The 23,549-nt window shown below is 59.7% G+C and carries 24 protein-coding genes and 1 tRNA gene; 13 read left to right on the forward strand and 12 right to left on the reverse strand.

Annotated features, from left to right (window positions below; genetic code table 11):
* Positions 1 to 6: 6 nt before the first annotated feature.
* Both MHZ97_RS04060 and MHZ97_RS04065 read right to left on the reverse strand, forming a co-directional pair.
* Positions 7 to 879: a phytanoyl-CoA dioxygenase family protein gene (locus MHZ97_RS04060; protein WP_239313492.1), complete on the reverse strand. Its 873-nt coding sequence runs from the start codon at positions 877 to 879 to the stop codon at positions 7 to 9.
* Between the two features lie 27 nt (positions 880 to 906).
* Positions 907 to 2,427, reverse strand: coding sequence for an amino acid ABC transporter permease/ATP-binding protein (locus MHZ97_RS04065; protein WP_239313489.1), 1,521 nt, complete (start codon positions 2,425 to 2,427; stop codon positions 907 to 909).
* 466 nt (positions 2,428 to 2,893) lie between these two features.
* On the opposite strand from MHZ97_RS04065, the gene MHZ97_RS04070 reads away from it, so the two are divergent.
* From MHZ97_RS04070 to argE, 5 genes are all read left to right on the forward strand, one after another.
* Positions 2,894 to 3,814, forward strand: a complete 921-nt coding sequence (locus tag MHZ97_RS04070; RefSeq protein WP_103794029.1) for a LysR substrate-binding domain-containing protein — start codon at positions 2,894 to 2,896, stop codon at positions 3,812 to 3,814.
* Between the two features lie 151 nt (positions 3,815 to 3,965).
* Positions 3,966 to 5,231: an NAD(P)/FAD-dependent oxidoreductase gene (locus tag MHZ97_RS04075; RefSeq protein ID WP_239313487.1), complete on the forward strand. Its 1,266-nt coding sequence runs from the start codon at positions 3,966 to 3,968 to the stop codon at positions 5,229 to 5,231.
* An 18-nt stretch (positions 5,232 to 5,249) separates the two neighbouring features.
* The gene (locus MHZ97_RS04080; protein WP_239313704.1) at positions 5,250 to 5,684 is read left to right on the forward strand and encodes a RidA family protein; all 435 of its coding nucleotides are present in this window, start codon (positions 5,250 to 5,252) and stop codon (positions 5,682 to 5,684) included.
* The gene (locus tag MHZ97_RS04085) at positions 5,681 to 6,355 is read left to right on the forward strand and encodes a DUF1028 domain-containing protein (protein WP_103793730.1); all 675 of its coding nucleotides are present in this window, start codon (positions 5,681 to 5,683) and stop codon (positions 6,353 to 6,355) included. The genes MHZ97_RS04080 and MHZ97_RS04085 overlap by 4 nt, the downstream gene beginning before the upstream one ends.
* Entirely contained in the window at positions 6,348 to 7,499 is a 1,152-nt protein-coding gene (argE, locus tag MHZ97_RS04090) for an acetylornithine deacetylase (protein ID WP_239313484.1), read from the forward strand. Before MHZ97_RS04085 ends, argE begins: the two co-directional genes overlap by 8 nt.
* A 231-nt stretch (positions 7,500 to 7,730) precedes the next feature.
* Here argE and MHZ97_RS04095 read toward each other — a convergent pair.
* The 6 genes from MHZ97_RS04095 to aspA form a co-directional block, all read right to left on the reverse strand.
* A tRNA-Phe gene (locus MHZ97_RS04095) sits at positions 7,731 to 7,806 on the reverse strand.
* A gap of 107 nt (positions 7,807 to 7,913) precedes the next feature.
* Complete coding sequence (locus tag MHZ97_RS04100) at positions 7,914 to 8,492, reverse strand: transcriptional regulator (protein WP_103793732.1); 579 nt, start codon at positions 8,490 to 8,492, stop codon at positions 7,914 to 7,916.
* A 52-nt stretch (positions 8,493 to 8,544) separates the two neighbouring features.
* Positions 8,545 to 10,245: a protein-disulfide reductase DsbD gene (locus MHZ97_RS04105; protein WP_239313481.1), complete on the reverse strand. Its 1,701-nt coding sequence runs from the start codon at positions 10,243 to 10,245 to the stop codon at positions 8,545 to 8,547.
* Positions 10,221 to 10,535, reverse strand: a complete 315-nt coding sequence (cutA, locus tag MHZ97_RS04110; RefSeq protein ID WP_103793734.1) for a divalent cation tolerance protein CutA — start codon at positions 10,533 to 10,535, stop codon at positions 10,221 to 10,223. The genes MHZ97_RS04105 and cutA overlap by 25 nt, the downstream gene beginning before the upstream one ends.
* A gap of 76 nt (positions 10,536 to 10,611) precedes the next feature.
* On the reverse strand, positions 10,612 to 11,913 hold the full coding sequence (locus tag MHZ97_RS04115) for an anaerobic C4-dicarboxylate transporter (protein ID WP_103793735.1): 1,302 nt from the start codon (positions 11,911 to 11,913) through the stop codon (positions 10,612 to 10,614).
* Between the two features lie 102 nt (positions 11,914 to 12,015).
* Positions 12,016 to 13,452 carry an aspartate ammonia-lyase gene (gene aspA / locus MHZ97_RS04120; RefSeq protein WP_033793295.1) on the reverse strand — a complete coding sequence of 479 codons (1,437 nt, stop codon included), beginning with the start codon at positions 13,450 to 13,452 and terminating at the stop codon, positions 12,016 to 12,018.
* 347 nt (positions 13,453 to 13,799) lie between these two features.
* Here aspA and MHZ97_RS04125 point away from each other — a divergent pair, with 347 nt between their 5' ends.
* The 4 genes from MHZ97_RS04125 (at position 13,800) to MHZ97_RS04140 (ending at position 17,036) form a co-directional block, all read left to right on the forward strand.
* On the forward strand, positions 13,800 to 14,258 hold the full coding sequence (locus MHZ97_RS04125; protein ID WP_033749241.1) for an FxsA family protein: 459 nt from the start codon (positions 13,800 to 13,802) through the stop codon (positions 14,256 to 14,258).
* A gap of 237 nt (positions 14,259 to 14,495) precedes the next feature.
* Positions 14,496 to 14,789, forward strand: coding sequence for a co-chaperone GroES (locus tag MHZ97_RS04130; RefSeq protein ID WP_033749242.1), 294 nt, complete (start codon positions 14,496 to 14,498; stop codon positions 14,787 to 14,789).
* A 45-nt stretch (positions 14,790 to 14,834) separates the two neighbouring features.
* Positions 14,835 to 16,484, forward strand: coding sequence for a chaperonin GroEL (groL, locus tag MHZ97_RS04135; protein WP_103793737.1), 1,650 nt, complete (start codon positions 14,835 to 14,837; stop codon positions 16,482 to 16,484).
* Between the two features lie 195 nt (positions 16,485 to 16,679).
* On the forward strand, positions 16,680 to 17,036 hold the full coding sequence (locus MHZ97_RS04140) for a DUF4156 domain-containing protein (protein ID WP_103793738.1): 357 nt from the start codon (positions 16,680 to 16,682) through the stop codon (positions 17,034 to 17,036).
* A 73-nt stretch (positions 17,037 to 17,109) separates the two neighbouring features.
* On the opposite strand, the gene epmB is transcribed toward MHZ97_RS04140, so the two are convergent.
* Positions 17,110 to 18,138, reverse strand: coding sequence for an EF-P beta-lysylation protein EpmB (gene epmB, locus MHZ97_RS04145; RefSeq protein WP_239313479.1), 1,029 nt, complete (start codon positions 18,136 to 18,138; stop codon positions 17,110 to 17,112).
* 41 nt (positions 18,139 to 18,179) lie between these two features.
* Between epmB and efp the strand changes: the two genes are divergently transcribed.
* From efp to MHZ97_RS04160, 3 genes are all read left to right on the forward strand, one after another.
* Positions 18,180 to 18,746, forward strand: coding sequence for an elongation factor P (gene efp / locus MHZ97_RS04150; RefSeq protein ID WP_033793280.1), 567 nt, complete (start codon positions 18,180 to 18,182; stop codon positions 18,744 to 18,746).
* A 51-nt stretch (positions 18,747 to 18,797) separates the two neighbouring features.
* Positions 18,798 to 18,929 (forward strand): entericidin A/B family lipoprotein, encoded by a 132-nt coding sequence (locus MHZ97_RS04155; protein WP_103793740.1) that lies wholly within the window; start codon positions 18,798 to 18,800, stop codon positions 18,927 to 18,929.
* Positions 18,930 to 19,032: 103 nt separating this feature from the next.
* Positions 19,033 to 19,167 carry an entericidin A/B family lipoprotein gene (locus tag MHZ97_RS04160; RefSeq protein WP_033749247.1) on the forward strand — a complete coding sequence of 45 codons (135 nt, stop codon included), beginning with the start codon at positions 19,033 to 19,035 and terminating at the stop codon, positions 19,165 to 19,167.
* Positions 19,168 to 19,200: 33 nt separating this feature from the next.
* On the opposite strand, the gene MHZ97_RS04165 is transcribed toward MHZ97_RS04160, so the two are convergent.
* Positions 19,201 to 19,725, reverse strand: coding sequence for a lipocalin family protein (locus MHZ97_RS04165; protein ID WP_103793741.1), 525 nt, complete (start codon positions 19,723 to 19,725; stop codon positions 19,201 to 19,203).
* Positions 19,726 to 19,858: 133 nt separating this feature from the next.
* Here MHZ97_RS04165 and epmA point away from each other — a divergent pair, with 133 nt between their 5' ends.
* Positions 19,859 to 20,836 (forward strand): elongation factor P--(R)-beta-lysine ligase, encoded by a 978-nt coding sequence (gene epmA / locus MHZ97_RS04170; protein ID WP_103793742.1) that lies wholly within the window; start codon positions 19,859 to 19,861, stop codon positions 20,834 to 20,836.
* Positions 20,837 to 20,913: 77 nt separating this feature from the next.
* Here epmA and degS read toward each other — a convergent pair whose 3' ends face one another.
* Entirely contained in the window at positions 20,914 to 21,978 is a 1,065-nt protein-coding gene (degS, locus tag MHZ97_RS04175; RefSeq protein WP_103793743.1) for an outer membrane-stress sensor serine endopeptidase DegS, read from the reverse strand.
* A gap of 92 nt (positions 21,979 to 22,070) precedes the next feature.
* Positions 22,071 to 23,441 carry a serine endoprotease DegQ gene (gene degQ / locus MHZ97_RS04180; RefSeq protein ID WP_103793744.1) on the reverse strand — a complete coding sequence of 457 codons (1,371 nt, stop codon included), beginning with the start codon at positions 23,439 to 23,441 and terminating at the stop codon, positions 22,071 to 22,073.
* Positions 23,442 to 23,549: the final 108 nt, after the last annotated feature.

Raw genomic sequence — 23,549 nt, forward strand, 5'->3', positions numbered from 1 at the left:
TGGCGATTAGGCGCGGGCAAGATCGTTGCCAGCCTGCTGAACAAAGAAGGATGCGCCGCTCGGCTTCTGCGGCAGACGGAACTGGTTGGCGGTGCTGCGGATGGTGCCGCTCTCCTGGCCAGACACCAGCGCGCCGGCGTCCCGGCTCGGCAGCGGGTTTTCGCCGAAGGGCAGGGCGTCTTCCGCCGCATAGACGGCGATAAACAGCGTGCGCGGCAGCGCGGTTTCGTTGGGGCTGGAGGCGTGGAGCAGGCGCGTGTGCATAAAGCAGACCGAGCCTGGCGGGCCGAAACAGGCGGCAGGCTGGCCGCACTCCGCTTCGACCACCGTTTGATCCACCGCGCCGGTAAAGCGGCCGTTTTGCCAGTGGGAGTAGAGCGGGCCTTTATGGCTGCCCGGCACCACGTTCAGCGGGCCGTTTTCCGGGGTAACTTCGCTGACCATTAGCAGCGCGGTGACGATGTCGTCGTTGCTGTGCGGCGTGAAGAGAAAATCCTGATGCCACTCAACTTTGGTAGCGGTGTGCGGCAGCTTGGAGTTGATCTTGCTGTGGTGAAAGCGCGCGCCCTGGCCGCCGGTCAGCTGGCCGGCAATCTGCGCCATGCGCGACTGCAGCGCGGCGTGGCGATAGGCCGCAGAGATTTCGGTTGGCGAGCTGACGCGGCGCAGCGACGGATGGTCGGCGCGGTGATCGCTTTCCAGATCGAAACGCGCGCGGCCGTCCAGGGTGTCGCCGTACGCCGCCTGCTGGCTGCGGCTCTCTTCCACCCAGCCGTCAAAATCGTGCTGCAGCGCGGCGATCTCTCCTGCGCTCAATACGTTTTCCACCACCAGAAACCCCTGCTGGTGATACTGATCTATCTGCCACTGTTCGATCATGATTTTCCCTCGTGCGGGTTAAATGGGTTAAGCCAGAGAAACATCTTTTAAAAAGGCTTCAACGCGCGGGTGCTGCCCGCTGCGCATCGCCTGCGGCGCGTCGTCGCAGACAACGCGGCCCTTTTCCATAAATACGATGCGGTCAGAGACCTTAAAGGCGAAGTTCATCTCATGGGTGACGATCACCATGGTGATGCCCTCATGCGCCAGGGTTTCAATCACCTGCAGCACTTCGTTGACCTTTTCCGGATCGAGCGCCGAGGTCGGTTCGTCAAACAGCATGATCTGCGGACGCATCATCAGGGCGCGGGCAATAGCGACGCGCTGCTGCTGGCCGCCGGAGAGCTGGTGCGGATATTTCCACGCGTGCTCCAGCATGCCGACCTTGTGCAGCAGCTCGCAGGCGTGCTGCCTGAGTTCGTCGCGCGCTGCCAGGCGGTGGTAGCGCGGCGCCAGCATCAGGTTGTCCAGCACATTGAGATGCGGGAACAGGTTGAAGCTCTGGAAGACCATGCCGATGTTGAGGCGGTGTTCGGCGTGCTCAATAAAGCGCGGCTTCTGCTCGCCCTGCTGGGTGAGATGGATAAAGGGCTGGCCGTTAATGCGGATTTCGCCGTTGTCGATCTGCTCCAGCCCGTTCAGCAGGCGGATCAGCGTGGTTTTGCCGGAGCCGGAGGGGCCAATGACCGACACCACTTCTCCCGGCTGGATTTGCAGGCTGACCGCGCCCAGCACTTCAACATTGTTATAGGCCTTATGCAGGCGCGAGGCCTGCAGCGCCGGGCCGCTGCTCTGCGCCGCCGGGCGCGCCAGTGGGGTGGCCCCGCGCTGCGCCAGCGCGAAAAGCTGGTCATCCACCTTGCCTGACGGACGGCGCTGGGTAACGTCGAGGTGGCGCTCCAGCTGCTTCAGCAGGAAGTCGAACACCGTCACGATCAGCACGTAGTAGCAGGCGACCGCCGCCATGGTCTCCATCACCAGGAAGTTCTGCGAATAGAGACGCTGGCCGACCATCAGGATCTCGGTCAGGGAGATCACCGATACCAGCGAGCTGAGCTTAACGATGGCGATATATTCGTTCGCCAGCGCGGGCAGTGCGACGCGCACCGCCTGCGGAATAATGATGCGCCACTGGATACCGGCGAAGCGCAGGCCGAGCGCCCGCGCGGCTTCGCTCTGGCCTTTGGGAATCGACAGCAGTCCGCCGCGATGAATTTCGGCGATATAGGCGCTTTCGCTGAGCACCATAGCGATCAGGCCCGCCCAGAAGGGATCGCTCAGCAGCGCAGAGGTTCCCGGCGCGGCCTGCGGCAGGTTATAGACGAAAATCAGCAGCACCAGCAGCGGCAGGCTGCGGAACAGCCAGATATAGCCGCGCGCCGGCAGGTTGAACAGCAGGCGGTTCGACTGCTTCGCCAGCGCGAGAATAAATCCCACTACGATACTGATGCCCCAGGTGAGCAAGCTCAGTTTAATGACGGTCCAGGTCGCCAGCCAGAATTCGGCGTCGCTGAACAGGCTGAACATATAGTTCCAGTTAAAAGTCATGAGGCATTTCACTCGCTCAAATAAACGCGAATTCCAGAAAATTCGCCGCTGTCGATATATTCACACTATGGCGGCAGCGGCTAATTTGAGGCAATTAGTAAATTGTTGCCTTCAGACTTTAAAAAAACTATCCAGCCAAAAAACGGCGGAAAATGATGCTCCGCGCTGATTAATTTAAAAAGGGGCGCTTTTTCATTGGGCGCAATTTAGCTCGCCAATGGGTTGCTCTGTTAAAGAGCAGTCCTGTGCCAAAATGATGCAGTGATAAAAATAAATGTTTTTTGCGACAGAATTAGATTTATTCAGGCGTTGATATATCAGCAACAAAGGATATTTTTTGATGCGCGCCGCACGCCAGCAGGCTGCGCATTAACAGGGCGCAGGAGTGGCATGGCCCTTGCAGAGAAAAGAGACCTGTAAAAAAGCGCGCCAGTCGAGCACGCTAAAAGAGATAAGTAAGGTTTTTATGATGCGATTCACGCTGAAACAGCTTAAGTACTTTGTCACGGTGGTCGAAACAGAGAGCATCGCCGAAGCGTCACGCCAGCTGCATATCGCGCAGCCCTCTATCTCCATCGCCATTAAAAACCTGGAAGATACCTTTGATCAGCAGCTGTTTATTCGCCACCACGCGCAGGGGGTCTCCCTGACGCCGGGCGGTCGCCGTTTCTACGAGAAGGCACGCGATCTGCTGCGGCTCTCCTATGAGTTTGAGCAGAACTCGCGCGCCGAGCATCAGCTGGTTTCCGGCACCATCGCCGTTGGCTGCTTTGAGTCAGCCGCGCCGCTCTACCTGCCGAAGCTTATCGCCGGGTTTAAAAAAATCTATCCCGATATCACCATCGAGCTGTATGACGGCGAGCAGCATGAGCTGATGCACGGGCTGCACCGCGGACGTTTCGACCTGGCGTTTCTTTACGATCTCGATCTCGACCACTCCATCAAAAAAGAACCGCTGAACGCGCCGCATCGGCCCTATGCGCTGCTGCCCGCCGCGCATCCGCTGGCGCGCCAGGCGACGGTGACGCTGCAGCAGCTGAGCCGCGAACCAATGATCCTGCTGGATGCGATCCCGAGCAAAAACTACTTTATCCGCATCTTTAAAGAGAAGGGCTATCATCCTGAGGTCGCCTACAGTTCGCCCTCAATTGAAATGGTGCGCTGCATGGTGGGCCAGGGATTAGGTTTTTCCGTGCTGGTGACGCGTCCCTGCTCCGATATTACCTACGACGGACAGCAACTAATTCACCTTGAGATTGAAGATGAGATGGCGGATTCGATGCTGATAATGGCCTATCTGCAAAATAATGAGCCGACACGGCCGGCGCAATTGTTTATGGAATATTGTCGTCGTGCCGAACTTTTTCCTGCGCCGTTGCGTCAATAATTTTTTTTCAGGCGAGTAGGCCGCGCAGCCTAATAAATTCCTATGCAGGTGTTAGCTTTATAATATTTTACCCGCTCTGTCGGCTCAAATAGTCTTGGAAACCTTCCCTATGGTGAATATATCGGCCGGCGGCTGGTTGAAGGACGCGGAAATGACAGAGATGAAAACAGAGACTGATACCCTGGTGATTGGTGCCGGGCAGGCGGGCGTCGCGATGAGCGAACACCTGAGCCGCCTCGATGTGCCGCACCTGGTGCTGGAGAAAAACCGCATCGCCGAAGCCTGGCGCAGCGGGCGCTGGGATTCGCTGGTGGCGAATGGCCCGGCCTGGCACGACCGCTTTCCCGGCATGGCGTTTCCGGAGTGTGCGCCCGACAGCTTCGTCGCCAAAGAGAAGGTGGCGGACTACTTCGTCGCCTACGCGGAAAAATTTCATGCGCCGATCCGCACCGGCGTGGAGGTGCTGCGCGTGGAGCGCAACAGCGGGCGGGCAGGATTTACCGTGTACACCTCGGAGGGCGTGATTGAGGCGCAGCGCATCGTGGCGGCCACCGGCCCCTTTCAGAAGCCGGTTATCCCGGGGATCGCGCCGCGCAGCGAGCGCCTGACGCAGATCCACTCCGCTGACTACCGCAACCCGCAGCAGCTGCCGGAGGGGGGCGTGCTGGTGATCGGCGCCGGATCCTCTGGCGTGCAGATCGCCGATGAGCTGCAGCGCGCGGGCAGAAGGGTCTATCTCTCGGTTGGCCCGCACGATCGCCCACCGCGCGCCTATCGCAACCGCGATTTCTGCTGGTGGCTGGGGGTGCTCGGCATGTGGGACGCGGCGGCGAGCCAGCCGGGTAAAGAGCACGTCACCATCGCCGTCAGCGGGGCGCGCGGCGGCCATACCGTAGATTTCCGCGCGCTGGCGAACCAGGGTGTCTGTCTGGTCGGCATGACCCAGGCGTTCGACGGCGAAACGGTGCGGTTTCAGCCCGACCTCGCGCAGAACATCGCGCGCGGCGACGCCAGCTATCTGGCGCTGCTGGATGCGGCGGATGACTATATCGCCCGCAACGGCCTCGATCTGCCGGAGGAGCCGGAGGCGCGCCATTTCCTGCCCGATCCCGCCTGCGTCGCCCATCCGCTCAGCGAACTCAACCTCGCCAGCGCGGGCGTGAACAGCATTATCTGGGCAACCGGCTATGTGGCGGACTACAGCTGGCTGGCGGTCGACGCCTTTGATGAGAAGGGCAAACCGCAGCACCATCGCGGCGTTTCCGCCGAGCCGGGCGTCTACTTTCTCGGCCTGCCCTGGCTCTCCCGGCGCGGCTCTACTTTTATCTGGGGCGTCTGGCACGACGCGAAATATATCGCCGACCAGATTGCGATTCAGCGCCAGTATCAGCACTACCAGACCGCGTCGCCCTTTTAACCCAGCAGGAGAGCCATGATGCCAACCCATACCCGTATTCGCATGTTTAACACCAAAGAGACCTATCCCAATCAGGCGCTCGATAACGATCTCTGTCAGGCGGTGCGCGCAGGCAACACCGTGTACGTCCGCGGCCAGGTCGGTACCGATTTCGACGGTAATCTGGTCGGGCTGGGCGAACCGGGCCTGCAGGCGGCGCAGGCGATGAAGAACGTCAAGCAGCTGCTGGAAGAGGCGGGCAGCGACCTGTCCCATATCGTGAAAACCACCACCTATATCACCGATCCGCGCTACCGCGAGCCGGTCTACCTGGAAGTAGGCAAATGGCTAAAAGGCGTTTTCCCCATCTCAACCGGGCTGGTGGTGTCGGCGCTGGCGCAGCCGCAGTGGCTGATGGAGATTGACGTCATCGCCGTGATCCCGGATAGCTGGCACGGTAAGGAGGCGTCATGACCCTTTCGATTAGCGCGCGCTGTCCAGAGAGCGGGCAGTTGGGCGTTGCCATCAGCTCCTCCAGCATCGCGGTCGGCGCGCGCTGCCCCTGGCTGCAGGCGGGAACGGGCGCGGTCTCCAGCCAGAACATTACCCTGCCCGCGCTGGGACAGCAGATCCTGGCGCAGCTGGAAGCGGGCGCGTCGGCGCAGCAGGCGCTGAAGCTGGCGCTGGCGGAGGATCGCTTTAGCGACTATCGTCAGGTCACGGTGATCGACTCCGCCGGCGAGGTGGCGCACTTCAGCGGCAGCGAAACCCTGGGTGTCTGGAAGGTGGCGCAGGGTGAAAACTGCGTGGCGGCGGGCAATATGCTGGCGGACGGCGCGGTAATCGACGCGATGGTTGCCGCGTTTGATGCCTCTTCCGGCGAGCTTGCCAGCCGACTGATCGCCGCGCTTCAGGCGGGCATCGCGCGCGGCGGCGAGGCGGGGCCGGTGCATTCCGCCGCCGTGAAGGTGGTGGATGACTACACCTGGCCGCTGGTGGATCTGCGCGTGGACTGGGCTGACGAGGATCCGGTCGGCGAGCTGTCGCGGCTGTGGCTCGCCTACGAACCGCAGATGGAGGCCTACGTGACGCGCGCGCTCGATCCGCGCGACGCGCCGAGCTACGGCGTGCCGGGCGATGAATAGCGCGCTGCGCGAGACGCTGTCGGCGCTGCTCGCCTTCGATACCACCAGCCGTGAATCGAACCTGGCGCTGATCGGCTTTATCCGCGACGTCCTTGCCCGGCGCGGCGTTACGGCTGAGCTTTTTTATGACGAGAGCGGCGCTAAAGCCAACCTCTATGCGCGGCTGGGGCCGGCGGGCGACGGCGGGGTGCTGCTGTCGGGCCATACCGACGTGGTGCCGGTCGACGGACAGCGCTGGACGGTACCGCCTTTTGCGCTGACCGAGCGCGACGGGCGCTGCTATGGCCGCGGCAGCGCCGATATGAAAGGGTTTATCGCCTGCGTGCTGGCGTCGCTGGATCGCTTTTTAGCGCAGCCGCTGCGGATGCCGCTACATCTCGCTTTCTCCTGCGACGAGGAGGTTGGCTGTCTGGGCGTGCGCTCGCTGGTGGCCCACCTCAGCGCATCGCCGGAAAAGCCCGCGCTCTGCATAATCGGCGAGCCCACGGCAATGCGCCCGGTTTACGGTCATAAAGGCAAAGTGGCGATGCGCTGTCAGGTGCGCGGCCGCGCCTGTCATTCCGCCTATGCGCCAGAGGGCGTTAACGCCATCGAACAGGCGGCGCAGCTAATTGGCCATATCGCCAGCGTCAGCGAGTCGCTGCGGCAGACGCAGGATGCGCGGTTCAATCCGCCGTTCAGCACGCTGCAGGTCGGCACGATTCAGGGCGGGGCAGCGCTCAATATCGTGCCGCAGGATTGCCAGTTCGACTTTGAGCTGCGCACCCTGCCGGCGGCCGATGTTGATGGCGTGCTGGAGAATATCGCGGCCTTTGCGCGCGACCAGCTGCTGCCCGCGATGCGCGAGCGGGCGCCGGAGAGTGAGATTGCATTTCAGCCGCTGGGCGCCTATCCCGGCCTGTTGACCGATCCGCAGAGCGACTTCGCCCGCTGGCTGTCGCAGTGGAGCGGCAGCGACACCTTTTCCACCGTCGCCTTTGGCACGGAAGGGGGACTGTTCGACGAGATTGGCATTGCGACGCTGGTATGCGGGCCGGGGAGTATGGCACAGGGACATCAGGCGGACGAGTTTGTCGCTGTCGAGCAGCTTGAGCGCTGCATGAAGATGCTGGGCAATCTTTGCGACTGGATGCGCGCCGGTTAACCGGGTGCGACGACGGATTGCGCACAAAGCAAAAACCCCCGCCGAAGCGAGGGTTTCAAATTTTGGTGCCCGAACCCGGACAAAAATGCCGGGAGCATTTTTGCTTTGTCGCGCCTGCGCGACAAACCCGCAGGGCGAGCCGCTGGACGCGGCGAGGTCATCGAACCGGTTCGATGAACGGGTTCCGCACAAAAGCAAAAACCCAGCCATAAGGCTGGGTTCTCTAATTAGTGGTGCCCGAACCCGGAATCGAACCAGGGACACGGGGATTTTCAATCCCCTGCTCTACCGACTGAGCTATTCGGGCAACGGGGCGCATTAAACCGTAATGGCCGCTTCGCGTCAACGCCTTTCCGGTAAAAAAGCGGGAAAACGTGACTGATTGCCTGATTTTCAGGCAAAAGCGGCAAAACCCTAGGCCAGAGCGCCGTTAGCCCGGCACAGCGCGATGCGCAGCACATCTTCCGCCAGGCGTTTGGCTGTCGCCACGTCCTGCACATTGCGCTTCACCAGCAGCCTGCTGAGGCAGCCTTCCAGGATCAGCTCAAGCTGGTCCGCCACCATCGTCGGATTATCCAGCCCCAGCTCTACCAGAATGGCGTGGGTGAAATGCCAGGAAGCCTGTTTCTGCTGCTCGGCAATCTGGTGTACCGGCTGATCCGGCTGCGGATAAAAGCTACAGGCGGCAATAAACAGGCAGCCGGGAAAGCGGCCTTTCTGCACCTGCTCACTCAGCACATGATAGCGCGCCAGCAGCTTCTGCTCGCCGTCCAGCTCGCTGAGCAATACCTGACGCCGCCAGCTGTCGATCTGCTGCCCGTGATAGCGCAGCGCATCGTAGAGCAGGGCGTCGCTGTCGCGCCAGAGCGCTTCCAGCTGCGGCAGCGTCACTTCGCTGCTGGCCGCCAGCTGCGGTAATAATGACGTCGTCGCCGCCAGTCCATGTTTTTCGAGCGCATTTAACGCATGCTCGAGTATCTGTTCACGCTGCAAATGACGTCTCCTCTCTTTACCAGTCCGCCGATGGCGGGAATTCCAGTGTCGTTCAACGCGCCCGATTCTGCAAATGTGTGCGGAAATCCTCCGCGTTGAGAAAGCCCGTCACGCGCGAGCCGGGGATCTCACGGCCCTGCGCATCGAAAAACAGGATGGTCGGCAGGCCGAGCACCTGAAGATGCTGCAACAGGGCGTTATCCGTGGCGTTATTCGCGGTGACGTTTGCCTGCAACAGCTGGTAGCGGCCCAGCGCCTCACGCACGCCCGGCTCGCTGAAGGTATATTTTTCAAACTCTTTGCACGCCACGCACCAGTCGGCGTAGAGATCGACCATGGTGACGCGGCCGTTGGCCTGTTGCAGCGCCGTGTCGAGCTGCGGCGCAGAGGCAATATGTTTAAAGGGCAGCGGCGCCGCCGTCGGCGATGCGGCCGGTGCATCCCAGACCCACTCCTGCAAGGGACGGGCGCTGACGAGCGCCGCCGCCAGCATCACTATCTGCACCAGCCGCCATTTGCCGCCCTGGCCGCGCAGGCTGTGGCAAAAGGCCCAGGCGAAACCGGCGACGCCCACCGCGCTCCAGAGCCGCACGCCCCACGTATCACCCAGCACGCGTTCCAGCAAAAATACCGGCAGCGCCAGGATGACGAAGCCGAAACCTTGCTTAACCGTTTGCATCCAGGGACCACTTTTCGGCAGCAGGCGGTTGCCGAACATCGTCACCAGGATCAACGGCAGGCCCATGCCCATCGCGTAGAGCCACAGCGTGCCCGCGCCGGTCCAGAGATTACCGCTCTGGGCGATATAGAGCAGAATAGCGCTAAGCGGCGCGGTGGTGCAGGGCGAGCAGATCAGGCCCGCCAGCGCGCCCATCAGGAACACCCCCGGCAGCGAGCCGCCCTGCTGGCGGTTGCTCCACAGGGTAAGGCGCGTCTGAACGCTGGCGGGCAGCTGCAGCTGGAACAGGCCGAACATCGACAGCGCCAGCAGGGTGAAAATCAGCGATAAACCGATTAGCACATAAGGATGCTGCAGCGCCGCCTGAAAGCGCAGGCCCGCCGCCGCAACCACCACGCCCAGCAGCGTATAGGTCAGCGCCATGCCCAGCACGTAGATTAACGCCAGGCTAAACAGCCGCAGCAAGGAGCCACTGCGCTGGCCGCCGAGAATAATTCCGGCGATCAGCGGATACATCGGCAACACGCAGGGGGTAAAGGCGACGCCGATGCCGATCAGCAGCGCCCAGAGCGGCGAGAAGGGCAGCGGCGCGGCCGACGCGGGCTGGACGCTGACCGCTGGCGGCGTCGCGTCGGCGGCCACCGCGGTTAGCGGGATGGTGCGCGTCTCGGGCGGATAGCAGAAGCCCGCCGCCGCGCAGCCCTGATAGGTCACCCTGAGGCTGGCGCCGCTGGCGGCCTGGCGTAGCTGCACCGGTACGCTGAGATCCTGCGGGTAGATTTCGCTTTTGCCGTAAAACTCATCTTCATGCGGCTGGCCTGGGGGCAGCTCCACCGGCGCGATCTGCGCCTGCTGCGCGCTGACATGAATCTGCTGACGGTAAAGGTAGTAGCCTTCTTTTACCTTCCAGCTGAGCGTCAGCTGCTGGCCCTGCTGGCTGAAATCGAAAGCAAACGCCTGGTCCACGGGGACAAAGCGGCTGCTGGCGTTTGGAGAGAAAATGGAGGCCTGCGCCGGCAGCGCGATAAACAGCGCCAGCGCAAAGGCGATCAGACAAGAGATGCGTGCAGCCATGACAAGTATTCACTGTCTCCATGTTGAACCGGTAGCGCCAGCAGTTCAGGCACTTCAAAGGGGTGTTCGCGCTTAAGCAGATCCATCAGCGCCTGCTGGTGCGTGGTACTGCTTTTTAACAGCAGCTGGACTTCGCTGGCCTGCTCCAGCTTGCCCTGCCAGACGTAAAGCGAAGTGGCGCCGGGCAGCAGCGTAACGCAGGCGGCAAGCTTCGCCTCCAGCGCCTGAGCGGCGAGCCTTCGCGCGCAGGCTTCATCCGGCGCGGTACAAAGAATCACAACGGCGTTCATCGCGTCGCTCCTGGTTGCGGAAAGCGAGGATGATAGCACGCTCGCCGCACGTCAGGCTTTACCGGTTGTAACCGTGCTACAGCACCAGGCCGCCGATTAAAAAGCCGAACAGCACCGACAGCGCAATCGCCAGCACGCCCGGCACGATAAAGGCGTGGTTAAACACATATTTGCCAATGCGCGTCGAGCCGGTGTCGTCCATTTCGACGGCGGCCAGCAGCGTCGGATAGGTCGGCAGCACGAACAGCGCAGAAACGGCGGCAAAGGAGGCGATGGCGGTATGCGGCGACACCCCCAGCAGCAGCGCGGCGGGCATAAGCGCCTTGGCGGTGGCCGCCTGCGAATAGAGCAGCATGGAGGCAAAAAACAGCGCCACCGCCAGCAGCCAGGGCGCCTGCTGCAGCAAATCACCCGCCAGCTGCTGGATCTCGCCAATATGCGCTTTGACAAAAGTATCGCCGAGCCAGGCGACGCCCATCACACAGACGCAGGCGCTCATGCCCGACTTAAAGGTGCTGGCGCTGAGAATAGCGCTGGTGTCGATTTTGCAGCTCAGTGAGATCAGGGTAGCGATGGTCAGCATAAAGACCACGATCGCCTCGTTGCGCGGCAGCGGCGGATTGGCAATCAGGCCTACGCCGTCGCTGATAGCGGTGGCGTAGAGCACTACCGCGACGATGCCGACCAGAAACAGCAGCACCGACCGTCTGGCACCGGGCTTCTCTTCATAGCGGCTCGCCCCGCGCAGCTTGACTTCGCCTCTGGCCAGGCGCGCCTGATAGACCTCATCTTCGTGCAGCTCTTTGCCGAGGAAGTTGGTGACCAGCGCGGCGAGAAACAGGCCGATCATCGTTGAGGGGATGGCGATCGCCAGCAGGGCGATATAGCCGACGCCGCGCGGCTCCAGCAGCGAGGCGAAGAACACCACCGCGGCGGAGAGCGGCGAGGCGGTGATGGCGATCTGCGAGGCGACCACGGCGATGGAGAGTGGACGCGACGGGCGCACGCCTTGCTCTTTCGCCACTTCGGCTATCACCGGCAGCGTCGAGAAGGCGGTATGGCCGGTGCCCGCCAGCAGCGTCATTGTATAAGTCACCAGCGGCGCCAGCAGCGTGACGTAGCGCGGATGGCGGCGCAGCAGCCGTTCCGCCAGGCTAACCAGATAATCCATGCCGCCCGCGACCTGCATCGCGGCGATAGCGGCGATGACCGCCATAATGATCTCAATCACGTCAAAGGGGATAGCGCCGGGCTTCAGCCCGCAGAGCAGCGTCAGCGCCAGCACGCCCAGCCCGCCGGCGAATCCGATCCCGATACCGCCCAGACGCGCGCCTAACCAGATCGCCAGCAGGACGATCGCTAATTCAACGACGATCATTCGTCACCTCATAAGAGTGAGAAAAAGAGCCGGTTATGTACCAAATAAAAAGGCGCGCCGTGTTGATCGCGGCGCGCCTTTTTTCGCATTGTGAAAACAGACCTACTGTTCGTTTTCGTCAGTATAGCGACGCGCCTTGTAGACCGGGTACATCAGGTTCTGCACCGAGAAGATGTCATCCAGCTCGCTTTCGGTCAGCAGGCCGCGCTCCAGCACCACTTCGCGCACGCTTTTACCGGTTTCCGCGCAGATCTTGCCGACGATATCGCCGTTGTGATGGCCAATGTACGGGTTGAGGTAGGTCACGATGCCGATGGAGTTAAAGACGTAGGCTTCGCACACCGCTTTGTTAGCGGTAATACCGTTAACGCATTTCTCCAGCAGGTTGTAGCAGGCGTTGGTGAGAATGCTGATCGACTCGAACAGCGCCTGGCCAATAACCGGCTCCATAACGTTGAGCTGCAGCTGGCCCGCTTCCGCCGCCATGGTTAAGGTGGTGTCGTTGCCAATCACCTTGAAGCAGACCTGGTTCACCACTTCCGGCACCACCGGATTGACCTTGGCGGGCATAATCGAGGAGCCCGCCTGCAGTTCCGGCAGGTTGATCTCGTTCAGGCCTGCGCGCGGGCCGGAAGAGAGCAGGCGCAGGTCGTTGCAGATCTTCGATAGCTTCACCGCCAGGCGCTTCAGCGACGAGTGCACCATCACGTAAGCACCGCAGTCGGAGGTCGCTTCGATCAGATCTTCCGCTGGCACCACCGGCAGGTTGCTCACCTCGGCGAGACGCTGCACCGCCAGCTGCTGATAGCCGTCCGGCGTGTTGAGGCGCGTGCCGATCGCCGTGGCACCCAGGTTCACCTCCAGCAGCAGCTCGGCGGTGCGCAGAATGCTGCGCGTCTCTTCGTTCAGCAGCACGTGGAAAGCGTGGAACTCCTGGCCGAGCGTCATCGGCACCGCGTCCTGCAGCTGGGTGCGGCCCATCTTGAGAATGGTTTCGAACTCCGCCGCCTTGCGCTCAAAGCCTTCGCCCAGCTCTTTGATCGCGTCCAGCAGCTTGAGAATCGAGCTGTAGACCGCGATACGGAAGCCGGTGGGATAGGCGTCGTTGGTGGACTGGCATTTATTGACGTGATCGTTGGGGTTAAGGAACTGATATTCGCCTTTCTGGTGGCCCATCAGTTCCAGCCCGATATTGGCCAGCACTTCGTTGGTGTTCATATTGACCGAGGTGCCCGCGCCGCCCTGATAGACGTCGACCGGAAACTGATCCATGCATTTGCCGTTATTCAGCACCTCGTCGCAGGCCTGAATAATGGTGTTGGCGATATTGCGCGGAATGGTTTGCAGCTCTTTATTGGCGAGCGCGGCGGCTTTTTTCACCATCACCATGCCGCGTACGAATTCAGGGATGTCGCTGATTTTACTGTTGCTGATACGGAAATTTTCAATCGCACGCAGAGTATGAACGCCGTAGTAGGCATCCGCGGGGACTTCACGCATGCCTAGCAGGTCTTCTTCGATACGAATGTTGTTCGCCATGATAACCTTCTTGTTATTGGCCGCTTGCGCTGGCGCTATCCATCACAGGTGATGTATTGATTTGTCGTGGAAAGCCGGAGCCGACAGTGTATCCGCCTCGACACCGGCGCGCACGATCATATGCTGCCGCCGGGCTAAAGCGCGAGCATGGACAGGTATCCATGCATCAATTATTGCTGCAATAACTACGATATGTGAGATGACGCACAAATTTAACCCTTCTGTAAATATTTGAAAACAGCGGTTGAATTAGCGTTACGGCAGGCCCATCTCATGGCTATGCCGTTTGACAGGGCATTTTCCGCTGCCTGCCTGACGCAGAGCAGCCCGACTAAAAGGAGAATACGGTGCGCTGGTTACCGTTAATCATTATTTTTGCGCTCGCCTGGATTGAGATCACCCTGTTTATTCAGGTGGCTCACGCGCTGGGCGTGTTGCTGACCATGCTGCTGGTGATTTTCACCTCGGCAATCGGCGTGTCGCTGGTGAAAAACCAGGGCATGAAAAACTTTATGCTGATGCAGGAGAAGCTGGCGCGCAACGAGAGCCCGGCCGAAGAGATGATTAAAAGCGTGTCGCTGATCATCGCGGGTTTCCTGCTGCTGCTGCCTGGCTTCTTTACCGACTTCCTCGGCCTGCTGCTGCTGTTGCCGCCGGTGCAAAAGCATCTGACCCTGAAGCTGATGCCCCACCTGCGCGTCTGGCGCGGCCCTGGCGCCGGCCCGGACAGCGGATTTACCGTGGATGGCGAGTATGAGCGCAAGGACAGCGACCGCATCGGCCATGACGATCGCCACGATCGCTAAAGGCGGTTCAGAAGAGAAGCGTGACCTGAGGTCGCGCTTTTTTTATACGCGGCGCGAAACGCGGCCCTTTTGTGCAAAATATGGGCAGTTGTCATCGCCAGGTAAAAAAATTGTCCTGGCGCCCCTTGAAAGCCATTTTAACCGACCCTATCTCTTGCACCACGAGGCCGGAAGCCCTGCAGCCCGGCGTTCAACCCAGAAACTGAATGATTGGACTTCTCAAAGGAGAGCTATCTAATGAAAATTCGTCCGTTGCACGATCGCGTTATCGTCAAGCGTAAAGAAGTTGAAGCTAAATCTGCTGGCGGCATCGTTCTGACCGGCTCTGCAGCAGGCAAATCAACCCGTGGCGAAGTACTGGCCGTGGGCAATGGTCGCATCCTGGAAAATGGTGAAGTGAAGCCGCTGGACGTTAAAGTTGGCGATCTGGTGATCTTTAGCGAAGGCTACGGCGCGAAAACTGAAAAGATCGACAACGAAGAAGTGCTGATCATCTCTGAAAGCGACATTCTGGCGATTGTTGAAGCGTAATTACGCGGAACTCACTGAACGAAACGAATTTAAGGGACAATTGAAATGGCAGCTAAAGACGTAAAATTCGGTAATGACGCTCGCGTAAAAATGCTGCGCGGCGTGAACGTACTGGCAGATGCAGTAAAAGTTACCCTGGGCCCGAAAGGCCGTAACGTGGTTCTGGATAAATCTTTTGGTGCACCGACCATCACGAAAGATGGCGTGTCCGTAGCGCGTGAGATCGAACTGGAAGACAAGTTCGAAAACATGGGCGCGCAGATGGTGAAAGAAGTTGCCTCTAAAGCGAACGACGCAGCAGGCGACGGTACCACCACCGCAACCGTACTGGCGCAGTCAATCATCACCGAAGGCCTGAAAGCTGTGGCTGCGGGTATGAACCCGATGGATCTGAAGCGCGGTATCGACCAGGCCGTTGTTGCAGCGGTTGAGCAGCTGAAAGCGCTCTCTGTTCCTTGCTCAGACTCTAAAGCTATCGCTCAGGTCGGCACCATTTCCGCTAACTCCGATGAGAGCGTCGGCACCCTGATCGCCCAGGCGATGGAAAAAGTGGGTAAAGAAGGCGTTATCACCGTTGAAGAAGGCACCGGTCTGCAGGACGAGCTGGACGTGGTTGAAGGTATGCAATTCGATCGCGGCTACCTCTCTCCGTACTTCATCAACAAGCCGGAAACGGGCGCAGTTGAGCTGGAATCACCGTTCATCCTGCTGGCTGACAAAAAAATCTCCAACATCCGCGAAATGCTGCCGGTGCTGGAAGCCGTTGCTAAAGCAGGCAAACCGCTGCTGATCGTTGCTGAAGACGTTGAAGGCGAAGCGCTGGCAACGCTGGTGGTCAACACCATGCGCGGCATCGTGAAAGTTGCTGCGGTGAAAGCGCCGGGCTTCGGCGACCGTCGTAAAGCGATGCTGCAGGATATCGCTATCCTGACCGGCGGTACCGTTATCTCTGAAGAGATCGGTATGGAGCTGGAAAAAGCGGCGCTGGAAGATCTGGGCCAGGCAAAACGCGTGGTTATCAACAAAGACACCACCACCATCATCGATGGCGTGGGTGAAGAGGCGACGATTCAGGGCCGTGTAACCCAGATTCGTCAGCAGATTGAAGAAGCAACCTCTGACTACGACAAAGAAAAACTGCAGGAGCGCGTAGCGAAACTGGCAGGCGGCGTGGCCGTTCTGAAAGTAGGCGCAGCAACTGAAGTTGAAATGAAAGAGAAGAAAGCCCGCGTTGAAGATGCCCTGCACGCAACCCGTGCTGCGGTAGAAGAAGGCGTGGTAGCGGGTGGCGGCGTGGCGCTGGTTCGCGTTGCAGCACAGCTGGCCGATCTGCGTGGTCAGAACGAAGATCAGAACGTCGGTATCAAAGTTGCGCTGCGCGCAATGGAAGCACCGCTGCGTCAGATCGTCTCTAACGCCGGCGAAGAGCCGTCTGTTGTCGCTAACAACGTGAAAGCGGGCGACGGTAACTACGGTTACAACGCGCAGACTGAAGAGTACGGCAACATGATCGACTTCGGTATCCTGGACCCAACCAAAGTGACCCGTTCTGCCCTGCAGTACGCGGCCTCTGTTGCTGGTCTGATGATCACCACCGAATGCATGGTGACCGACCTGCCGAAAAGCGACGCGCCTGACTTAGGTGCTGGCGCTGGCGGCATGGGTGGCATGGGCGGTATGGGCGGCATGATGTAATTGCCCTGACGCTTTTGCTCTCTGAAAAACCCCCGATCGGAAACGGTCGGGGGTTTTTCTTTTGCGGATGAAAAGGGTATAAGTAAGGGCGCAAACCTTCGGCTTTGCGGGCTCAGGGCAATGAATGTTCAGAAAAAAGAGATACTTTTCTGCTACGCTGCCGCCCGATACTGATGATAATAAATGGGGATTACAATGCGGATTAACCTCTTGCTCGGACTGGCAGTCAGTACCTTGTTGCTGGCGGGATGCAGCAGCTCTCACCAGCTGAGCGCTGGCGGCGAACGTGTCACCTTCACCGATCAACAACCGGGCAGCGAATGTCAGCTGCTGGGTAATGTCACCGGTTCACAGAGTAACTGGCTGAGCGGTTCCGGCGGCGAGGGCAGCTCGCTGCGCGGCGCAGCTAACGATCTGCGCAACCGCGCAGCGGAAATGGGCGGCAATGTGATTTACGGCGCCACCAGCCCGACGCAAAACCTGTGGTCCGCTTTCGCGCCTCTGGACAGCAAAATGAACGGGCAGGTCTACAAGTGCCCGGCGAAAGCCTGATCGCGTTCGCCATCCTGTAGAAAACGGCCGGTTTTAACCGGCCGTTAATTTTTGCGCGCGCAAAGCAGGCGCGCTACGCCTGACGCAGCTGCAGGTCGAGCGGCGTTTTGCTCGGCTCGCCGCCAATCTCTCGCGCCAGCTTTGGCACCATATAGCCGGACACCCTTGTCAGCAGCGTGCGCACCAGCGCGCGCGCCTCGTCGTCAGAGACGTAAAAGTGCGCCGCGCCCTGCACCTTATCGAGAACGTGCAGGTAGTAGGGCAGAATGCCCGCGTCGAACAGCGCGTTGCTGAGATCGGCGAGCGCCTGGGCGTCGTTATTGACGCCGCGCAGCAGCACGCTCTGGTTTAGCAGCGTCACGCCGGCGCGCTTCAGCTGCTGCATCGCCGCCGCCAGCGACGCATCGATCTCCTGCGCATGGTTAATATGCGTCACCATCAAAACCTGCAGGCGCGTCTCCGCCAGCATTCGGCACAGTTCATCGGTGATGCGCGCCGGAATAACCACCGGCAGGCGGCTATGGATACGCAGACGCTTCAGATGCGGTATAGCTGCCAGCGCCTCAATCAGCCACGCCAGCTCATGATCTTTCGCCATCAGCGGATCGCCGCCGGAGAAGATAATTTCATCCAGCTCGGGATGAGCGGCGATATAGTCGATAGCCCCCTGCCAGCTGCGCTTGTTGCCGGGATTATCCTGATAGGGGAAGTGGCGACGGAAGCAGTAGCGGCAGTTGACCGCGCAGCCGCCTTTGACCAGCAGCAGGGCGCGGTTTCTGTATTTATGCAATAAGCCCGGTACGACGCTGCTCTGTTCGTCGAGCGGATCGGCGCTGTAGCCCGGCGCCTGGACAAACTCTTCGCGCTGGGTAAGCACCTGAAGCAGCAGAGGATCCTGCGCGTCACCCGGCTTCATGCGGGCGATAAAGGCGCGCGGCACGCGCAGCGCAAAAAGCTGGCGGGCGTCGCGGCCAGCGGCCAGTTCCGCATGCCCTTCAAGGCCTAAAAGACGTAGTAATTCATCAGGTTCGGTGACAACATCAGCAAGTTGCTGCAACCAATCTTCTCTGGAAGGGGTTTTTAGGGTTACAATGTGTGCCATTTTTTTGGCTATTACCAGTTCAATATTTACAGAGGGCCTTTATGGCGACTTATCTTAGCAACGATTTTCGTTCCGGTCTTAAAATCATGTTCGAAGGCGAGCCTTACGCCATCGAATCCAGTGAATTCGTTAAGCCAGGTAAAGGCCAGGCATTCGCACGCGTAAAAATGCGTCGTCTGCTGACCGGCACGCGCGTTGAGAAAACCTTCAAGTCTACCGACTCAGCTGAAGGCGCGGACGTTATTGATATGACGCTGCAGTACTCTTATAACGACGGCGACTTCTTCTACTTTATGCACCCGGAAACCTTTGAGCAGTATCAGGTTGAATCCAAAGTGCTGGAAGATGTGCAGAAGTGGCTGCAGGACAACGCAGAGTGTATCGTCACCCTGTGGAACAACAAAGCTATCGCCGTACAGGCGCCGAACTTTATCGAAGCTGAAGTCATTGAAACCGATCCGGGCCTGAAAGGCGATACCGCTGGCACCGGCGGCAAGCCTGCTAAACTGGCGACCGGCGCCGTGGTTAAAGTGCCGCTGTTCGTCCAGATCGGCGAAGTGGTTAAAGTCGATACCCGCTCCGGCGAATACGTTTCACGCGTAAAATAAGTGCGAAGGCGCATCCCGGGATGCGCCTTTTTCCTGTGTGAGTAAAGAAGAATGAAAAAACAGCTACTGCTTTTCACTCTTGCGCTGCTGGCCTGTTCAGCGCTCAGCGCCTGCAATACCTTTCATGGCTTCGGCGAAGATGTTTCCCACCTTGGCGGCGCTATTTCGCGCGCGGCAAAATAGTCCTGTCCGATAACCTTTTTTCGGTGTGTTTCAGTACGTTTGGCCATAAGCAGTCTATGCTTAAAGCGCTGTACTTGACTGCAACCACAAAAAGGATATTGCCATGTTAAAGAAAAGTATTGTTGCGATTTTCTCAGTGCTGGTGCTCTCTTCTCTGCTGTCCGCCTGCAACACCACGCGAGGTGTCGGCGAGGATGTAGAAGCGGGCGGCCAGGCTATTCAGCGTACTGCGCAGTAATTTCTTCAAGCCGGTACGATCTTGTCGTACCGGTTATTTCTGCCTGACCCAAATCAGCTCTTCCACCGGGAAACCGGCCTGCCGCGCCTGATCCACCAGCTTCTGCTTCACGCCCTCATCCAGCTGCGGCGTGCGCGACAATATCCACAGGTAGTGACGATTCGGACCGCATACCAGCGCATAGCGGTACTCCTTGTCCAGCGCGATAACATTGTAGCCGCCGTAGAAAGGCCCGAAGAAAGAGACTTTTAGCGCGGCGCGCTGCGGATCGCCGGTAAAGTACGCCTTGCCTACGCTCTCCTGCCATTTCTGCTTCTGCGGCTTGTAGCCGCGGTTAATGACCTTCAGACCGCCGTCGTCGCGCGGGCTGTAGGTCGCCGTAACCTGTTCCAGGCCGCGCTCGAAGCGGTGATCGAGGCGCGCGATCTCATACCAGGTGCCGAGATAGCGCTGGCTGTCGAACCCTTCGACGACGGTAACGTTTTTTGGGGGCGTAGTAGAGCAGGCTACTGACAGCATTGAACCGAGGCCTGCGATAAAGGTTTTCCATGGAGACATAAACGATTCCTTTTTGATTGAACAGATTAAGTATAGGTGCCGCTGCGATCTTTCTCTGGTATCGGACGGCTGATTGTCTGCCGGATGCAATACAGGTAGACTTCCACCCCTTATTTTATAAGGAGTCATCAACATGAGCGAAACGGCAAGCTGGCAGCCGAGCGCACCTATTGCCAATTTGTTGAAACGAGCGGCTATCCTTGCGGAAATCCGACGTTTCTTTGCCGATCGCGGCGTGCTGGAGGTGGATACGCCGGCGATGAGCCAGGCAACCGTCACCGATATCCATCTGGTGCCCTTCCAGACGCGCTTTGTCGGTCCCGGCGCAACGCAGGGACGCGATCTCTGGCTGATGACCAGCCCGGAATACCATATGAAGCGCCTGCTGGCGGCAGGCAGCGGACCGATCTATCAGATGGGGCGCTGTTTCCGCAATGAAGAGGCGGGGCGTCACCATAACCCTGAATTCACCATGCTGGAGTGGTATCGCCCGCACTACGATATGTACCGCCTGATGAACGAGGTTGACGATTTGCTGCAGCAGGTGCTGGAGTGCGACAGCGCGGAATCGCTCTCTTATCAGCAGGCGTTTATTCGCCATCTCGATCTCGACCCGCTGTCAGCCGATAAGGCGCAGCTGCGCGAAGCGGCGGAGAAGCTGGGAGAAGGCGAGCTGGCGAACCGCGAAGAAGATCGCGATACCCTGCTGATGCTGCTGTTTATGCTGGGCGTGGAGCCGAAGATCGGCATTGATAAGCCGACCTTCGTCTATCATTTTCCTGCCAGCCAGGCGGCGCTGGCCGAGATCAGCACCGAGGATCACCGCGTCGCGGAGCGTTTCGAGGTCTACTACAAAGGCGTGGAGCTGGCGAACGGCTTCCGCGAGCTGACCGACAGCCGCGAACAGCGTCAGCGTTTCGAGCAGGATAACCGTCGGCGCGCGGCGCGCGGGCTGCCTCAGCATCCGGTCGATACTTATCTGCTGGATGCGCTGGCGCACGGCATGCCAGCCTGTTCCGGCGTGGCGCTGGGCGTGGATCGTTTGATTATGCTGGCGCTGAAGGCGGATTCCCTGAGTGAGGTTATCGCGTTTCCGGTGGATCGCAGCTAAACGAGATAGCGGGACGCTTTGCTCTTCGGTTCCCGCTACCCGCGTTTTAATGCCGTTGCGGCCGGAAAGACGCTCGGTTAATTCCCGCTGTCGGGAAACTCCTGAATGGTCACCGGCAGCGTCAGCTTCCGATCGTTGCGCAGCACCTCGACTTTAATCACTGAGCCTGGGCGGATCTCCGCGACCTGGTCCATGGTCTCCTGCGCGGAGATGGCCGGTTTGCCGTTCACGCTCAGCAGCACGTCGTTGACCTGCACGCCCGCTTTCTCCGCCGGACCGTCCGGCGTCACCACGCTGACGATAATGCCCTGAACGTGATCGATGCCGCTGCCCTGATTGTGCAGGGCGGGCAGCTCGCGCCCGGTGATGCCGATATAGCCGCGGATAACGCGGCCGTCGCGGATCAGCTTGTCCATAATCTTGCTCGCCAGCGCGGTAGGGATGGCAAAGCCAATGCCTTCCGGCGTCTCGCCGTCGTTGCTTTTATCAAAGGTCAGGGTATTGATGCCCATCAGCTCGCCCAGCGAGTTAATCAGCGCGCCGCCGGAGTTGCCCTGATTGATAGAGGCGTCGGTTTGCAGGAAGTTCTGGCGTCCCGAGGAGCTGAGGCCGACGCGGCCCGTGGCGCTGATAATGCCCTGCGTGACGGTTTGCCCCAGGTTATAGGGATTGCCGATTGCCATCACCACGTCGCCAATATGCGGCACGCGGTGCGGGTTAATCGGGATCACCGGCAGGCTGGAGGCGGTGATCTTCAGCACCGCCAGATCGGTCATGGCGTCAGAGCCGACCAGGTTGGCCTCAAAAAAGCGGCCATCCTGCAGCGCGACGATAATCTGATCGGCGTTATTAATAACGTGCTTGTTGGTCAGGATATAACCTTTGGCGTTCATGATCACGCCGGAGCCCAGCGTAGTAATGCCGCGGTTGTTATTGCCGTGGGCGCTGCGGTTGTAGACGTTGACCACGGCAGGCACGGCGCGGCGGACGCCGGCGTTAAAGCTGAAGGGCGTTTCGTCTTCGCTGTCTTCATGGTTAAGAAGGGCGCTGGTGCCGCCCATGCGCAGTGCGGGCAGCGCCGCAAGCAAAATGCCCGCGACAATCAGGCCCAACACCACTGAACGCAAAAGTTTAGGAAACATGGTGTTAACTTATGCCAGGGGGAGATCGCAGGGCAGAATAGCACGAGAAAGGCGAACAAACACGCGCTTGTGTTGTTCGCCTGTAGCAGGAATTAACGCAGCAGCAGGTAGATAGACTCGTCGCCGCGCACCACGTTCAGCGCCAGCACCGGCGGTTTGCCCTCCAGCACTTTGCGCATCTCGGCAAGGCTGGTGACGCGCGTGCGGTTCACGCCAACAATCACGTCATCTTTTTGTAGCCCGACCTGCTCAGCCGGCGTGCCTTTTTCGATGCTGTCGATCTTCACGCCCTTGTCGCCGGTTTTGGTCGCGCCGTCGCTCAGCATCGCGCCCTGCAGCGCAGGCGACATCAGCTGCGCGCTGGCGGTGGTCTGAGCGCTTTGCTCCAGCGTCACCTCTACCGACAGCGGTTTGCCGTCGCGCAGCAGGCCGAGCTTCACTTTCTCGCCCGGCGCGGTGGTGCCCACTTTTACGCGCAGTTCGGCGAAGCTGGTGATCGGCTTGTCATTAATCGAGGTGATGATATCCCCTGACTTAACGCCCGCTTTCTGTGCGGCGGACTGCGGCAGCACTTCCGAAACGAAGGCGCCGCGCTGCGCATCGACGTTAAACGCCTTGGCGATATCCGCCGTCATCTCGGTGCCCTTGATGCCGAGCTGGCCGCGCTTCACTTCGCCATATTTGATCAGCTGCTGCGCCAGGTTCATCGCCATGTCGCTCGGGATCGCAAAGCCGATGCCGATATTGCCGCCGCTCGACGCCAGAATCGCGGTGTTGATACCGATCAGCTCGCCGTTGAGATTGACCAGCGCGCCGCCGGAGTTGCCGCGGTTAATCGCGGCGTCGGTCTGAATAAAGTTTTCCAGCCCTTCCAGATTAAGTCCGCTGCGGCCCAGCGCCGAGATAATGCCGGAGGTGGCGGTCTGGCCCAGCCCGAACGGGTTGCCGATCGCCACGGCGAAATCGCCAACTTTCAGCTGATCGGAGTCGGCGATCTTCACCTGCGTCAAATTCTTCGCGCCTTCTACCTGAATCAGCGCGATATCGGTCTGTTCGTCATGACCAATCAGCTTCGCATCATATTCGCTGCCGTCACCCAGCTGCACGCTGATCTTGTCCGCGCCATTGACCACGTGGTTGTTGGTGAGGATGTAGCCCTTAGCCGCGTCGATAATTACGCCGGAGCCCAGCCCCTCGAACGGCTGCGCCTGATCGCCGCCCGGCCCCTGACCGAAGAAGCGCTTCAACGGCTCGGGAATATCCTGCGCCTGGCTGGCGGTTTCCGTACCTTCAACATGAACGCTGACCACCGCCGGCAACACTTTTTCCAGCATCGGTGCCAGGCTGGGCAGCGGCTGGCCCTGAATCTGCGCGGGCAGGGTCGCCATCGCCGCAGGCGTTGCGGCCAGGCTCATTCCGATACTCAAGGCTAATGCGCTTAACAGACGTGCTTGTTTTTTCATTGCTACAACGCTCTCGCTGCGAATAGTGGGGGGAGTAAACGTATGTGACAGCTGATTCAGGGTCTGGGTTCGCAAAAATGCGGGGCGCAACCGGGTTACGCCCCAATA

Origin of the sequence: Pantoea sp. ACRSC (assembly GCF_022346785.1) — a bacterium.
In the GTDB taxonomy this organism is placed as follows: Bacteria; Pseudomonadota; Gammaproteobacteria; order Enterobacterales; family Enterobacteriaceae; genus Pantoea; species Pantoea alvi.